Origin of the sequence: Anaerosolibacter carboniphilus (assembly GCF_014205875.1) — a bacterium.
Lineage (GTDB): Bacteria > Bacillota > Clostridia > Peptostreptococcales > Thermotaleaceae > Anaerosolibacter > Anaerosolibacter carboniphilus.
In genome coordinates, this window is the sequence record NZ_JACHEN010000004.1 from 23942 (window position 1) to 38837 (window position 14896).

The 14896-nt window shown below is 36.3% G+C and carries 15 protein-coding genes and 1 other annotated feature; all 15 genes read right to left on the minus strand.

All coding sequences use genetic code 11. From position 1 onward, the window contains the following. Positions 1 to 93 precede the first annotated feature (93 nt). The 15 genes from HNQ80_RS04290 to HNQ80_RS04360 all read right to left on the minus strand — a co-directional run bounded on the left by HNQ80_RS04290 (position 94) and on the right by HNQ80_RS04360 (position 14895). On the minus strand, positions 94 to 366 hold the full coding sequence (locus HNQ80_RS04290; protein WP_184308508.1) for a DUF1292 domain-containing protein: 273 nt from the start codon (positions 364 to 366) through the stop codon (positions 94 to 96). A gap of 10 nt (positions 367 to 376) precedes the next feature. Beyond that, positions 377 to 796, minus strand: a complete 420-nt coding sequence (gene ruvX, locus HNQ80_RS04295) for a Holliday junction resolvase RuvX (RefSeq protein WP_184308510.1) — start codon at positions 794 to 796, stop codon at positions 377 to 379. A 17-nt stretch (positions 797 to 813) separates the two neighbouring features. Beyond that, positions 814 to 1764, minus strand: a complete 951-nt coding sequence (locus tag HNQ80_RS04300; protein WP_184308512.1) for an aldo/keto reductase — start codon at positions 1762 to 1764, stop codon at positions 814 to 816. Between the two features lie 3 nt (positions 1765 to 1767). Continuing rightward, positions 1768 to 3930, minus strand: coding sequence for a hypothetical protein (locus HNQ80_RS04305; RefSeq protein WP_184308514.1), 2163 nt, complete (start codon positions 3928 to 3930; stop codon positions 1768 to 1770). 12 nt (positions 3931 to 3942) lie between these two features. After that, on the minus strand, positions 3943 to 4200 hold the full coding sequence (locus HNQ80_RS04310; RefSeq protein WP_184308516.1) for an IreB family regulatory phosphoprotein: 258 nt from the start codon (positions 4198 to 4200) through the stop codon (positions 3943 to 3945). Between the two features lie 185 nt (positions 4201 to 4385). Then, positions 4386 to 7025: an alanine--tRNA ligase gene (alaS, locus tag HNQ80_RS04315; RefSeq protein WP_184308518.1), complete on the minus strand. Its 2640-nt coding sequence runs from the start codon at positions 7023 to 7025 to the stop codon at positions 4386 to 4388. 90 nt (positions 7026 to 7115) lie between these two features. Then, positions 7116 to 7341: a binding site (T-box leader), on the minus strand. A gap of 82 nt (positions 7342 to 7423) precedes the next feature. Beyond that, positions 7424 to 8566, minus strand: coding sequence for an AI-2E family transporter (locus tag HNQ80_RS04320; protein WP_207726855.1), 1143 nt, complete (start codon positions 8564 to 8566; stop codon positions 7424 to 7426). A gap of 135 nt (positions 8567 to 8701) precedes the next feature. Continuing rightward, positions 8702 to 8881, minus strand: a complete 180-nt coding sequence (locus tag HNQ80_RS04325; protein WP_184308522.1) for a YtxH domain-containing protein — start codon at positions 8879 to 8881, stop codon at positions 8702 to 8704. A 35-nt stretch (positions 8882 to 8916) separates the two neighbouring features. Then, a complete protein-coding gene (locus tag HNQ80_RS04330; RefSeq protein ID WP_184308524.1) occupies positions 8917 to 9441 on the minus strand; it encodes a PRC-barrel domain-containing protein in 525 nt (174 codons plus the stop codon). 97 nt (positions 9442 to 9538) lie between these two features. Continuing rightward, on the minus strand, positions 9539 to 10642 hold the full coding sequence (gene mnmA / locus HNQ80_RS04335) for a tRNA 2-thiouridine(34) synthase MnmA (protein ID WP_184308526.1): 1104 nt from the start codon (positions 10640 to 10642) through the stop codon (positions 9539 to 9541). A gap of 75 nt (positions 10643 to 10717) precedes the next feature. Beyond that, positions 10718 to 11158 (minus strand): Fe-S cluster assembly scaffold protein NifU, encoded by a 441-nt coding sequence (nifU, locus tag HNQ80_RS04340; protein WP_456298208.1) that lies wholly within the window; start codon positions 11156 to 11158, stop codon positions 10718 to 10720. Beyond that, a complete protein-coding gene (nifS, locus tag HNQ80_RS04345) occupies positions 11155 to 12336 on the minus strand; it encodes a cysteine desulfurase NifS (RefSeq protein ID WP_184308530.1) in 1182 nt (393 codons plus the stop codon). The genes nifU and nifS overlap by 4 nt, the downstream gene beginning before the upstream one ends. A gap of 17 nt (positions 12337 to 12353) precedes the next feature. After that, positions 12354 to 12803, minus strand: coding sequence for an RrF2 family transcriptional regulator (locus tag HNQ80_RS04350; RefSeq protein ID WP_184308532.1), 450 nt, complete (start codon positions 12801 to 12803; stop codon positions 12354 to 12356). 199 nt (positions 12804 to 13002) lie between these two features. Beyond that, on the minus strand, positions 13003 to 13929 hold the full coding sequence (locus tag HNQ80_RS04355) for a hypothetical protein (protein ID WP_184308534.1): 927 nt from the start codon (positions 13927 to 13929) through the stop codon (positions 13003 to 13005). A 21-nt stretch (positions 13930 to 13950) separates the two neighbouring features. Continuing rightward, the gene (locus HNQ80_RS04360; protein ID WP_184308536.1) at positions 13951 to 14895 is read right to left on the minus strand and encodes a hypothetical protein; all 945 of its coding nucleotides are present in this window, start codon (positions 14893 to 14895) and stop codon (positions 13951 to 13953) included. Between the last annotated feature and the right edge of the window lies 1 nt (position 14896).

A 14896-nucleotide genomic window follows, 5' to 3' on the forward strand; every position in this document is an offset into this window, starting at 1 on the left:
CATTATTTAATATTTATTATTTATTATACCAAAATTTAAAAGAGAGAATCCCTTGTTTAAAGAATTCTCTCCCTTAGATCCTTGATTTAAATTTTATTCTTCCTCTTCATCATCGTAATCTTCATCTTCAAGTAAATCTTCATAGGCTGCAGCAACAGCATTAAACTCCTCATCATCCTCAACGCATTCTAAAGTGTATTTTCCGTCTTCTTCTACCATTTTGAAAATAAATGCCTCTTCATCTTCTGCATCTAATGGCAAGAGGATTGCATACTCAGCTTCATTTACCTCTAATGTAGCAATAACTTCAAACTCAGTTTCCTTTCCATGTTCATCAAGGAGTGTTACAATGTTATCATTTTCCATTTTTATCACCTCATTTAGTTTTGTGGCCATCTAAATAGCCTTGTAAAATATATGTGGCGGCCACCATATCTATAACTTGTTTTCTCTTTTCTCGACGGACATCGGCGCCGATAAGGGTTCTTTCAGCAGCAACGGTAGTCAGTCTCTCATCCCAAAGAATAATTTCTAGAGTATTGAAACGTTTTTTTAGCTTTTCTACAAATTCCAATACTTTTTCTCCTTGGGGTCCAAGAGTGCCATTCATATTTTTGGGTAAGCCGACAATCATCTTATGAACTTCTTTTTCTTTTACCAATTCTTCTAATCTTTTTAGATCTTCTTTAATATTAGTTCTTCTGATGGTTTCTACCCCTTGGGCAGTCCAACCCAGAGCATCACTCACAGCAATTCCAATTGTTTTGTCGCCTACGTCTAAGCCCATGATCCTCATGTATAACTTCCTCATCTCTAAACAATTTTTATGCAAAAATTAGGACAATAACTACTGCAATAGCCACACAGCACACATTGATCGCGATTCACTTGGATATGATCTTCCTCTAATTTTAATGCACCATGTTGACAATGATCTGCGCATTTACCACACTTCTCACACCAAAAATCGATGTGTAGTTTTCGAATACGCGTAGAAATTTTATTCTGTACTGATAGAGGGACTTCTTCACCATTGAAAACCATAATATTGGCCATGACCTCTTCTCTCGACTGCATACCTACGGCAATAGAATCCAGTGTGGGCAAATTCAGAACAAATTGAAAACATTCATCAGCGGAATGAATCAAATTGCCGCCACCTAATGGTTTCATGCCATAAATTCCCTTCCCATTCATTTTGGCAATTTCCAAAGCACTTAGCATATCCTCGACAGATCCATCTTGAATACCAAGCCCTGCTTTATTTACGATGGGATGAATAATATCAATTTCAGCCATATTTGCCACAGCTTTTACTGCTTTTACAGTATGGGTAGATATGCCCACTGCTCTTATTATGCCCTGTTCCTTCATCTTTAAGTAATATTTTAGTGCACCAGCATGTCCTCTTAAGGTATGTTCGCTTTCCTGTTCATGAAGCAAAAATATATCTATCTGATTCAAATCCATAGCACTTAATGCCAAGTCTACACTTTTTTTAGCAGTTTCTTCATCATAGGCATAGGATTTTGTAGCAACAATAATGGGACCACCCTTATAAATAGACAGGGCCCTTTTGATATGAGGATATGTTCCATACAGTTCGGCGGTATCAATAAAATTTACCCCCCGTCGGAAGGCTTCTGCTATGACTTCTCCCCCAACTTCTGGGTTAAGATTTGCTTGCAGGGGTCCTACAGTTAATCCACCAAAGCACAATCTTGATACCTTAATACCTGTATTACCTAAGAATCTGTATTCCATACGCTACACCCTATTCTCTTCCTCAGGAACATAAAAAGCTAAATATAGCATACTCATAACTAAAAAGATAACGCCCGTGGCCGATGCTACAATGCCGGAGTCGTTTACAAGAAACCCTACGATACAGGCAACGACAATACCTGACCAACCCATGGCTAAGTTGGGATAAAGCTCTGTAAGCTTATACAGTGTGCCTACAGGACGATAGATCAATATACCAAGTATAATAATGGCACTAAGTAAGACTTTACTCCATATGGTAACACCCACAAGCATTAAATTCATGGTTATTTTTCTCTGTATGATGAGAAAAATAATGCTGGGACCCTCTGTAATTATTTGCTGGATTGCACCAGCAAGATGGGTTTTGCTTCCTAGCAAATAGATATCTATATATGCCATGAATGCTACTGCAGCTACTATGGCTGTACCTATGAAGAAAAGCTGCTTTATACCAATACGAACTTTAAATAGTCTTAAAGATACGAAGACGAAGGCTGCAACGGCTGTCATCGTCCCACCAACATTTGCCCCAAAACCTGGATATCCAATAATTACGATCGTAATAAAAAATATCATTAGACACCAAATCTTATTTATTTTGAATCGATCTAGGAGGGAAGTAGCAAAAACCGAGGTTGCTCCAATGAGAACGCCCATGTATTCATTGCCAATTCCGTAATATCTTGCTCCAATAATCGGATCATATCCAAGTAAAGAACTTTTCATTAGCGTACCATTGGTGGCAACATCTATAAGTAATCCTACAGTAGTAATTAGTGAAAGAAAAAATACACTATCTATCGTTTCCTTTCGAATATACTTTGTCATATAGGTGATTAGCGCTGTTATACCAATGAGTAGTGTAAAAGTCATCCATAGATTGGTTTTCACAAAAATAGGAAGTATCAATAATACAAAAGGTGCAGTCATGGTAGTTAGCAAAACATTTCTAAAACGATTCACCCACTTAGCATCTAACCGATGCTGAATTAAAATAATGATTAGACCCAACATAGAAACTATAATTTCAAATATAGCAAAGGTTGACAATACAGGAACTCGAAAGTTTGAAGTAGCCACGGTATCCCTATTTAGTTTAAGGATATGGTTATAATTATCTTCCTTAGGGATAAATCGCAAGGATCTACCCGTCATATCATCAGAATCAATTCCAAAATAGGCCAGTACAGAAGGTGCTACGTCAACATTGGCAACGATTCCTTCTCTCCTTGTAGTATCCGATGTCATGATCCCTTGCTCTACGCCATCCCCAAACATAATGATTGGTGTAAGTTTATTTCCACTTTTAATATTCTCTCCGGAAGGATATGGCGTAACCAATATGATTCTTGTGTTTTCAAGAGATAGACTGCTTAATAATTCATTTAAGAATTGATTCATTTCCTGAAGGACAATATTCTTGTGCTGCACATAACGTTCTTCAGTCATATGATTCTTATATCTCTCTAAACGACTAATGTCACTAAGATCTACTGATATAAAATTTGAATCGCTCCAAACAGTGTCGATAATCTCTTTGTATTTTTCGTAGTTTGTTTTAATACCAAAAGGATATTTGGGATCATTAAGGATCAATTTCTCTTCTACAGAGCCATAATCTACAAATCCACGATCATCCATCGCAATTAACGGAGCTAGACGAACTTGATTCTCGCTGGTATCACCATTACCAATGGCAGCTGTTTTCAAACCAATACCATGTAATGCTTTTCCTAGGGCTCCAGGAATAGCGCCATACTCACCTTCTAAATTTAACATGCTAAGCTTGGCCATTTCTAAGTTAATAATTCCTTGGGCTTTTTCCATGGGACCAAATCTTCTTTGATAGATCAAAATATTTTCTTTGTTGATATCTTCAAAGGCCGCAGTATCTATGGAAGCTTCCGCCCTCACCCCAGCACCAATGGTAGCATAAGCTTTAAAGCTATTTGCCCGGGTTGAGGTTCGATTGTTCATCAATGCGATAGAACCGTTGTCAATCATATCTCTAACGGAGTTCATGCTATATAAATCTTCAAAGCTCATCTCATTGAGTGTTATAAGTAGCACCTTTTTATTTTCCGCTCCATATGAGAAGGCAGGAAAAAGAAAAGTAAGTAAAATAAGCCACACGAAAAGTATTCTTGCAAACGATTTGTTCAAGATCAGTTCCACCTACTTATTTTCTAGATATTTTTTAATCAATTCTTCTAGGAGTTCATCCCTCTCTAACTGACGAATAAGGCTTCTTGCATTATTGTGGCTCGTTATATAAGTGGGATCACCTGACAAGATATAACCTACTAGCTGATTGATAGGATTATAACCTTTTTCTTTTAAAGCCTTATACACATTCACCAATATTTCCTCAGCTTCATTTATTTTTTCTTTATCTACATTAAATTTCATTGTAAAATTAAACTTTTCACTCATGCTTACACTCTCTCCTTTCCTCTCTATTTAATATATTTCATATATTCTCTACAATTATACACAATCCTTTAATTATTTGAAAGCTTCTTTCACATATTGTAACGCTAAAGCCTTGAAAACAAAAGAAAACTGTTTTGAATGAATAGACGAAGGATATGGTTATCCTCCGCCTACAATAAATTTGATTATTTTACTTGCCTTTCAACCAAAACAGCTACTTCCTTTAAAGCTTCATCAATCTTAGTTACATCCTTGGCACCGGCCTGGGCCATGTTAGGTCTACCACCGCCGCCACCGCCAGCAATTTTTGCTATTTCCTTGATAATATTTCCTGCATGCACCCCTTGATCAATCACATCTTGGGTAGCCATGGCAAGGAAGTTCACTTTGTCATTACAGTCAGTTCCAAGAACAATGAGTCCAGATCCTAGTTTATCTCGAAGCTGATCTCCCAAGTTGCGCAGGCTATCCATATCTAGGCCTACAAGCTTATGGGTCACTACCTTGATACCTTTAACTTGATTCACATTTCCTAAAATCTCTTCAATAGAACCAGAGGCCATCTTATTTTTCAAAGTCTCAGCTTCTTTTTGGACAGCTTTTAAATCATTTAATAAGTTTTCTACACGGATCATGATTTCCTTTGGATTGGTTTTAAGAAGTGCGGAAACCTCTTTAAGTTTATTTTCTTTTTCTTTAATATGCTGATACGCCTTCAAACCTGTCACCGCTTCAATCCTACGTACACCAGCAGCCACGCCGCTTTCACTCAAAATTTTAAACAAACCGATTTGACTAACACTGTGAACATGGGTACCTCCACACAACTCCATGCTATAGTCACCAATAGAAACTACTCTAACTCGATCACCATATTTTTCTCCAAATAGAGCAGTGGCACCTTTCTTCTTTGCCTCATCTATACTCATTTCCGTTGCATCTACCTGTAGAGACGCTAATATCTTCATATTTACAATCTCTTCTACCTTTTCAACCTCTTCATCAGTCAGGGGCTGGAAATGTGAGAAATCGAATCTTAACCGCTCAGGAGTCACCATGGAGCCTGCTTGTTCAACATGTTGGCCCAATATACTCTTTAATGTCTTATGAAGCAAATGAGTAGCCGTATGGTTTCTTGCAGTACTGATACGTATTTCTTGGTCAACCTCTGCATTTACGATGACACCTGTGCCGATCATACCGTCAAGGATCTCACATATATGCAGAATACGATCATTATGCCCTTTTTTTACATCAGTAACCTTTACTTTACAAGCTTCATTCCATAGGATTCCCTTGTCACCTATTTGCCCACCACCTTCTGGATAAAATGGTGTTTTATCCAGAATAATCGTAATATGATCTCCTGTGCTAGCTTCATTGATGATTTCACTGCCCTTCACCATGGCGAGAACAGTTGCAGGAAGGGTCAGCGCATCATAGCCATTAAAACTTGATTTGATCTGTTGATCAAGCTGACTAAATACATCCTCCTTCCAGCCTTCACCCTCCATATCCTGACGCGCGGATCTGGCTCTTTCCCTTTGTTTTTCCATTTCAATTTTGAACGAAGCTTCATCTACAATCATTTTCTCTTCTTCTAATATTTCTTTTGTCAATTCTAAAGGAAAACCGTAGGTATCATATAATCTGAAAGCTTGCTCACCAGACAACACTGTCTGCTGGTTCTGTTTCAATTCTTCAATATAGCTTTTTAAAATTTCACTGCCTTGATCGATGGTTTCATGAAATCTTTCCTCTTCGATGGCAATCACCTTATTGATATATTCGCTTTTTTCTTTCAACTCCGGATATCCATCTCCAGACACCTTGATTACACGATCAACGAGAATATTTAAGAAATTATCTTTAATGCCTAATAGCTTTCCATGCCTTGCTGCTCTCCTTAATAGTCTCCTTAAAACATAGCCTCTACCTTCATTGCTTGGCATGATACCATCGCTTACCATAAAGGTTACTGAGCGTATATGATCTGTGACGATACGTATAGAAATATCCTTCTTAGGATCTACGCCATAATCTTGTCCAGAGATTTCAACTACACCATCTAAGATATATCGGATCGTATCTACTTCAAAGATTGAATCCACATCTTGCATGATACATGCTACACGCTCAAGTCCCATACCCGTATCAATATTCGGTTTTGGCAATGGATTGTAATTGCCCTGGTCATCTTTATCGAACTGAGTAAATACATGATTCCAAAATTCAACATATCTATCACAATCACATCCAGGTTTACAATCAGGTGAATCGCAACCGTATTTTTCACCTCGATCAAAATAGATCTCAGAGCATGGACCGCATGGACCTAAACCAATTTCCCAGAAGTTGTCAGCTTTACCCAGTCTTACGATACGCTCAGTTGGTACTCCAATCTTCTTGTCCCAAATTTCATAGGCTTCATCATCATTTTCATATACAGATACCCATAATCTTTCAACAGGCATTCTTAAGTATTCTGTGACAAATTCCCAGCCCCACTGGATAGATTCATTCTTAAAATAATCACCAAATGAAAAGTTACCAAGCATTTCAAAAAAAGTTCCATGACGTGCAGTCTTTCCTACATTTTCAATGTCTCCAGTACGAATACATTTTTGGCAGGTAGCCATTCTCTTTTTGGGTGGTGTATCAACACCCATGAAGTAGGGCTTCAAAGGTGCCATACCAGAGTTAATCAGCAATAGACTCTTGTCATTTTGAGGCACTAGAGGAAAGCTAGATCTTACGAAATGATCCTTGCTCTCAAAAAAACTTAAAAATTTACTTCGTATTTCGTTCAAACTCATTTTATCCATTGTATCATCCTCCAAAATTTTTATCATATTATTGATTGTTAATTTTTAACATATAGATTACAAAAAAATAAACTCCCGCTCCTACACAAATATAGGGACGAGAGCATGCTCGCGGTACCACCCTACTTACCAATTGATTGGTCACTCTTTCAGTAAAATACCATGCAATATAACGGTCACAACCGCTGCGCTCTACTTAGGTTCAAGCTCAGTACTCCGAAGCTGCTTCTATAGATTATTATCAGAGATCTTTCAGCAATGGATCTCCTCTCTGAAGATAAAAAATCTATATACTCCTCTTCATCATAGCTTTTTCAATATTTACTTTAGAAAATTATATAAAAATTACATTTATATGTCAATCACTAAGTATTATTTTTAGACACTCCTCTTATTTGCTAAACTCTAACAATTAGATTTATGATATGTTTTCCAATAATTTTTATACTTGCTGCCACAGGCACCGCAAAAAGCATGCCTATGACTCCAAACCATTCATTGCCAACTAGCAGAGATAAGATTACTACAACGGGATGTAAGCCTACACTGTCTCCTACGATTTTAGGAGATAGAATAGCACTCTCTACTTGTTGTATGGTTGTAAATGCAATCACCACCCATATGGCTTTCATTGGTGTATCTAATAATGCAATCACTACAGCAGGTATCGCTCCTATGATGGGACCGACATAAGGAATAATATTGGAAACTCCAGCGATAAATCCTATTAGAAACGCAAAATCTATTTCTAATATAAGTAATGCGACTGTACTTAGCATCCCAACAATCATTGCTACAATGATTTGACCTCTTATAAATTTACTTAAAAGTTTGTCGATATCCCTTCCGATATCAATACATTCCTCCCTACAAGTTTTTGGGATAAGAAAGATTATTTTTTTCTTAAAATAATCGGCATCTTTTATAAAATAAAACGAGAAAATCGGTATTAGTGCAAGGGAAATGATATGGGAGAACGTACTGATTATGCTGTTTGTCACTTTTTTGAATACATCAATGATCGTATACTCGATATATACAATATTATCTTCAATTGCTTCTTTGACGCCAGTCAGCTGAGGAGAGATATCATCTAACTGTTTTATTCTAATATAGATCTGATTAACAAACTCATTGGCCTGTTGAGAGTATTGAGGCAGCAGCTCGATCAAGTTGCTAATTTCCTTTGTAATTTTTGGCGTTATGGTGATCGATGAAAGAATAATTGTTATGATTACCGTGGTATAAAGCAAAATCACAGCCAAAGTTCTTTTAACCCCTTTTCTCTCTAAAAAATGCACCATAGGGCTCAAAAGGTACGCAATAACTATAGCCCAAACCACAGGACGTAGTAATTGGAAAATTATATCTCCTTGTTGATGAACAATCATCACAAGGAGGATGGCACCAAAAGAAACAATTAAATAAAAGAGATGCTTCTTTTTTAATGTAAGTTTATTCTTTTCGTGAATAAATCTATTGCCAATATGAATAAGATAATAGAGTGTGAAGCACAGCAATACAATAAACAGCATATACATGATTATATAAATACTTAAAAACAAGTAAAATAACGGTTTTGTATATATTATATTCATAAGATTAAGACTATTATTCACTGATAAAATCCCCTTTTCAATTTGTTGAAAAGCAGCTAATAAATTAGCTGCTTTCATTTAAAACATATTCATAGGGCTTGTCATACCGATCATATTGGAAGCATTTTTAATAACCCTGCTGCCTCTTTTCATAAGCTTTCTTCTTTGTCTAGGCGACATTTTGTTGAAAGCATACAACCCTGCAGTAGCACCGATAATACCACCAGCAATAATACCTGTCATGAATTTATCTCTCATTGTGAACACTCCTTTAGGATTGGCTTTTGACTTAATTATTCCAAGGAAAATAGTCTTTTCAAACCGCCTGTATTTGACAAAATGGATTTCTCTTCTGAATTACTTATAATAATTGTATTGGTGTCGAGCTTAAGGTTATCTTTCAAAGGTAAAATAGATCTTCCTTCCACTAAATCATGAAATAGTCCTTCAGAGAGGATTAACCCAGATAATCTACCTGAGTTTACATCAAACAGAATATCTTGGACGATGCCAACATCTTGACCTCCATAAGTTATGACCTCCATGCCTATTAAACTTTGATAGCTTTGTATATGATCTTGGTATGGGCTTTCTTCTATAACTGATTTATTTTGTATCACAACTGCGTCTGAGCCTATATTTTTGATATTCTGAAGAGCTATAACTTTTTGTTCTCTAAAATACCCACCTTCTTGTATCAATAGACAAGTAGCTCTTAATTCCATTTTGTCATAAAGAATGTCTTTGATTTCGATCTTCTTGCAACTTTCTTCTAGGCATATCACCGGAAGGCCAATAATGTCATACCCTCTTTTCATCAAATTAAGTCACCACACTTTATAACAAAGGTAGTTTACTTCTTATTTATTATTCCACACCCAAAAATAAATAATGCACCCTTGGGTGCATTTTCAATTATCTTACTTTTTTGATAATAGTTCCACCACCCAGTAAACGCATGCCATCATAGAATACAACAGCTTGTCCGGGTGTAATAGCTCTTACAGGATTTTCAAAAACAACATGAATTTGATGATCGTCTCTTGTATATATCTTTGCTTTAGAAGGCTTTGCATTATATCTTATCTGAGCTTCTACTTCTATACCATTGTAAAAAGAGACTGGATTAATCAGATTGACATCGTCAGCCAGCAATTCATAACCAAAAACATCACTGTTCTCACCAATCACAACTTCATTTTTTTCTGGAATAATATCTATCACATAGGCTGGTTTTCCAATGGCAATGCCTAAGCCTTTTCTTTGGCCTATGGTATAGTTGGTAATCCCATGGTGACTCCCAATCACATTACCCTGGATATCAATAAATGAACCAGGTTTTATCTTTCCAGGTGTTCTTTCCTGAATAAATTTTCCATAATCATTGTCTTTCACGAAACAGATTTCTTGACTATCTGGCTTAGTTGCTGTTGATAAACCCAATTCGGTGGCAATTTTTCTCACATCCTCTTTGGACGAAAATTCACCTAAGGGCATGAGTGTATGCTTAAGCTGCTCTTGAGTAAAATTATACAGGGCATAGGTTTGATCCTTTGATATCGCATTTGATTTCTCAATCACATATTTTCCTGATCCATCGTCTTGTTTAATTTTCGCATAATGACCAGTAGCTACATAATAAGCACCAAGCCCATGGGCACGTCTGAGTAATTCATCAAACTTCATATACTTATTGCATGCAATACAAGGATTGGGTGTTCTTCCCTCTATATATTCATCTATAAAATATTGAACTACCTTTTCCTCAAACTGCTCTTTAAAATTCATTACATAAAAAGGTATGTTTAATCGATTTGCAACTCGTCTTGCATCATCTACAGCCGACAGGCCGCAACATCCACCCGTATCATCGTCTGAATCTTCGTTTGTATCAGACCATATCTTCATGGTAACACCAATGACCTCATAGCCCTGTTGCTTTAGAATGTAAGCTGCTACAGAACTATCTACGCCGCCACTCATTCCAATCACAACTTTATTTTTATCTAAGTTTGTCATTATTCCACCTACTTTGTATTATGTGCAAAAATTGATCAGATAAATCCATAAGGAAAAGCCTAGGACATCCTAGGCTTATTCATGGTCTTCTTCATGATCATGGTGATCTTCGTCTGGATTGAAATCTTCAAGCCCTTCCAAAACGATGTTTTGCTTCTTTGAATAATCGAACAAAGCAGCCTTTACTGCTTGCTCTGCTAAAACAGAACAATGAACTTTTTGAGCAGGCAAACCGTCAAGCGCTTCAACAACAGCCTTATTTGTTAATTTTAATGCATCCTGCACGGTTTTTCCTTTGATCATTTCAGTGGCAATACTTGATGTAGCGATAGCTGAACCACAACCAAAGGTTTTGAATTTAACATCGACAATTATATCATTCTCTATTTTAAGATACATTTTCATGATATCTCCACATTTTACATTACCTACTTGGCCTACACCATCAGCATTCTCTATTTCACCGACATTTCTAGGATTCATGAAATGATCCATTACTTTTTCACTGTACATTATTTTAGTCCTCCCTTTACCTTTTCATACAACGGTGACATTTGTCTCAAGCGGTCTACAACTTTTGGTAATTCAGCAATTACATAATCAATATCTTCTTCTTTGGTGAAATCACCAATGGTTAAACGCAGTGATCCATGGGCTATTTCATGGCTAAGTCCGATAGCCATAAGTACATGGGAAGGATCTAGAGATCCTGAAGTACACGCAGATCCACTGGAACCAGAAATACCGAGCATATCCAAGCTAAGTAGTAAGGATTCACCTTCGATGAATTCAAATGCGAAATTTACATTGCCAGGAAGTCTATGGATTGGATGACCGTTAAGTCTTACATAATCCACTTTCTCCATGATTCCCTTCACCAATTTATCTCTTAAGCTTGTTGTATGAGAAATATGGGTCTCCAGGGTCTCCATAGCTAATTCAGCTGCTTTTCCAAAACCAACGATACCAGGTATATTTTCTGTGCCTGCTCTTCTTCTTCTTTCCTGAGCTCCCCCATGGATTAGAGAGTTGATTTTTACACCTTTACGAATATATAATGCACCTACACCCTTTGGACCATAGATTTTATGAGCAGATATGGACATAAGATCTATGTTTAAATCATTTACATCTATTTTTACATTACCAAATGCCTGTACCGCATCCGTGTGAAAATAAATACCTTTTTCTTTTGCCAAGGCACCGATTTCTTTGATAGGCTGAATGGTACCAATTTCATTGTTTGCGAACATTAATGTAATTAATATGGTCCGATCTGTAATCGCGTTTTTCAACTGATTAATATCAATCATTCCATATTGGTCAACATCTAAGTAAGAAACCTCGAAACCATTTTTTTCCAAATATTCACATGTGTGTAATACAGCATGGTGTTCAATCTTTGTCGTAATGATGTGATTTCCTTTTTGTTTGTTGGCATAGGCAATACCTTTTATCGCCCAATTATCAGCTTCTGAACCACCGCCAGTGAAAAAAACTTCATCCTGTTTTGCTCCCATTGCCTTTGCTAGTCTATCTCTAGCTACATCAACAGCCTGCTTTGCTTCTCTACCATATGCATGTATGCTAGAAGGATTTCCAAACTTCTCTGTGAAATAGGGAAGCATTTCATTTAATACTTCTTGCTTCATTGGAGTAGTAGCCGAATAGTCGAGATATACTCTTTGGTTCATCCAATCATCTCCTTAAATTATATATAGTACATAAAAGAATCGCTATCCTGCAGCTTTTTATAATCATCCAACATATCCTGAAGGGTTATCGAATCCACAACATTATTGATGCTATCCCTAATTTTCTCCCAAATGGTTCTTGTCACACAACAGTCAGCTTTAGAGCACTCACTGTTCTCCTCACTGGAAACACATTCTGTAGGTGCTAAAGGACCTTCTAGAGTTCGGATGATATCACCCACTGTGATGTTATGAGGTTGATCTGATAAAATATATCCGCCTTGAGCACCTCTAACACTCTTTACAAGTCCAGCCTTTCTTAAGCTTGAAAACAATTGTTCTAAATAGTGTACTGAAATATTTTGACGCTCGGCGATACTGTTCAATGCTACGGGTCCCTCTCCCACATTAAGTGCCAAATCGAACATCGCCTTAAGCCCATATCTTCCCTTTGTAGAAAGTCTCATTTCGTCACTCCCTTCAAAATTCCAAGTAATTTGCTCAGAATTCAATTTAAGTATATTATACCCCACTATTTTTGTCAACATTCAAAATAATTATATTTTGTTATTTTTGTCACAAAAATATTAGAACTAAAAACAAAAAAACAAAAGCCCAGTTACTTTCCCCATAACCGAGCTCTTCTATACTGTTCTTAGATCAAATCTATATTTCATGGTACTGATTGCCTGATCTTCTATGATGAGAGACATACCCATCTTTGAATTCTGGACATATCCTATGAATGTTTTCGATTGCCTTCGATATGAGTATCATATAGGGTGTATAGATAAATTGAATCACTTGATCGCTAAGTTTATGAAAATTTGTTAGATTAAAGGCTCTTTTATCATAGATGCTGAAGTGAGAAAAATGATAAAAGATTAGTTTATCATCATTTACATATAATTCCTCATCTCTTATCGATAGACCATAGCTATCAATGTTCCAAACAGCCACATTTGCACCTTTTGACTGCACTACATGTACCCCACCGAATAAAGTTTCCCAATCCTCCACATACCGTTGGTCACCATAGATCTGTTTTTCTTTATTTATCTTCAGGGGACAGTCCTCGATGCATTTTTTCCGCCACCACGCAATAGCTTGGTATGCTTCAGGTTGTGAACTACAGCCAACAAAGCCTGTGTTATAAATACCCCCGTCAATATGGTTTGAAAACATATGTGAATAGTGGTGCTTTGTCAAAAATAACTTCGCATTAGGATTTTCAGAAAAAAGATCAAACGGACTGGAGAAAAAACATAAATCAGCATCAATATGAGCAAAATATAAAGCGCTAGGAAAATTTGTCATTACATAATATAGTACTGCCGGCTTTACTGTCCATGCATACTCATGAAAAATTCTTTGCTTTCTCACTCTCTTTAAGTCTTCATTTTCAATATCCTCTAATCCTAAAAGAGTAACCTTATCGAAATTTATAGCAGAGAGAATCCGAAAGGTCCAGTCATCAATGCACAGCACATATATATGAAAGTTATCATAATGATAAATGAGACTTTGATACATAACAACAAATTTAAAAATATATTTGCAAGATACAACTGTAGAAAAGTGAATTCTGTCCATTAACCCTTCCCCTTTTTTATTTTACAGCTTTTTATATTTTTTTCTATTTAACTCATTGCGATTATAAAAACCAGAAAAGTTGGGATCAATTTTTTGAATATCGCAGATGACCGCCTTCAGTACATTAATATATGGATTATAAACAGGCTCCTTAAGTGTTTTGTTAAAGTTTAGCACATATAATATTTCTTGCGCATCTGTAATACGTAGACCTGCGAAATGATACAATATAAGGGGATCATTGTCTAAATACACTTTGCCATCGGTAATATGGGGCGTATATGAAAAATCATTCCAAGGACCAATATTTACACCTGGCGTTGTAATATCACAGACATTTTTAAATATTTGAGGCATTGTTTCTAGGTACTTTTGGTCTCCAAACTTGCCTTTTTCCACCCTGTCATAGCACCAATGAAGACACTGATCACGCCACCATGTAAGGGTACTTATTCCGTTGTCATCATTTAAAAAACTGATAAATCCTGAATTATATATACCTGCGTCCTTTTCTACAAATTTTAAATTGCGACTATAATTATGCTTTGATAATAATACAGAGCAATCCTTTTGTGATTCAAATATGACCTTTGGATCTGCAAAAAAACACCCATCTGCATCCATATAAGTAACTCGCTGTATTTCGTTGGAAAAATTACTCAAAATAAAATATAAGAAAGAAGGTTTTAGGGTCCAACAGTATTCATTTATCCTTCTTATAGATTTTAAAGATAGAACAAACTGATCTTCTAGGGCATTTACTGGAATCAGAGTAACTCCTTGTAGATCCATTTGGCCTAAAACGCTTTCTGTTTCTTCATCCATGCATAAAATAAAAACCCTTGATATACCAGCATTGTGAATCAAAGATCGATATAGTGCTACACCCTGGTATATTCGATATTTTGTTAATATCATACAGTATGCATGATTTGAATTTTGATTTGCTGCGGACTGCATATCCATA

Excerpts from the sequence above, each read along its gene's own strand:
- nifS (WP_184308530.1), bottom strand. The coding sequence starts at position 12,336 with ATGAACCAAAGAGTATATCTCGACTATTCGGCTACTACTCCAATGAAG.
- HNQ80_RS04360 (WP_184308536.1), bottom strand. The coding sequence starts at position 14,895 with ATGGATATGCAGTCCGCAGCAAATCAAAATTCAAATCATGCATACTGT.
- HNQ80_RS04310 (WP_184308516.1), bottom strand. The coding sequence starts at position 4,200 with ATGAGTGAAAAGTTTAATTTTACAATGAAATTTAATGTAGATAAAGAA.
- HNQ80_RS04350 (WP_184308532.1), bottom strand. The coding sequence starts at position 12,803 with ATGAGACTTTCTACAAAGGGAAGATATGGGCTTAAGGCGATGTTCGAT.
- ruvX (WP_184308510.1), bottom strand. The coding sequence starts at position 796 with ATGAGGATCATGGGCTTAGACGTAGGCGACAAAACAATTGGAATTGCT.
- HNQ80_RS04355 (WP_184308534.1), bottom strand. The coding sequence starts at position 13,929 with ATGGACAGAATTCACTTTTCTACAGTTGTATCTTGCAAATATATTTTT.
- HNQ80_RS04330 (WP_184308524.1), bottom strand. The coding sequence starts at position 9,441 with ATGAAAAGAGGGTATGACATTATTGGCCTTCCGGTGATATGCCTAGAA.
- HNQ80_RS04320 (WP_207726855.1), bottom strand. The coding sequence starts at position 8,566 with ATGTATATGCTGTTTATTGTATTGCTGTGCTTCACACTCTATTATCTT.
- mnmA (WP_184308526.1), bottom strand. The coding sequence starts at position 10,642 with ATGACAAACTTAGATAAAAATAAAGTTGTGATTGGAATGAGTGGCGGC.
- HNQ80_RS04325 (WP_184308522.1), bottom strand. The coding sequence starts at position 8,881 with ATGAGAGATAAATTCATGACAGGTATTATTGCTGGTGGTATTATCGGT.
- HNQ80_RS04290 (WP_184308508.1), bottom strand. The coding sequence starts at position 366 with ATGGAAAATGATAACATTGTAACACTCCTTGATGAACATGGAAAGGAA.
- alaS (WP_184308518.1), bottom strand. The coding sequence starts at position 7,025 with ATGGATAAAATGAGTTTGAACGAAATACGAAGTAAATTTTTAAGTTTT.
- HNQ80_RS04300 (WP_184308512.1), bottom strand. The coding sequence starts at position 1,764 with ATGGAATACAGATTCTTAGGTAATACAGGTATTAAGGTATCAAGATTG.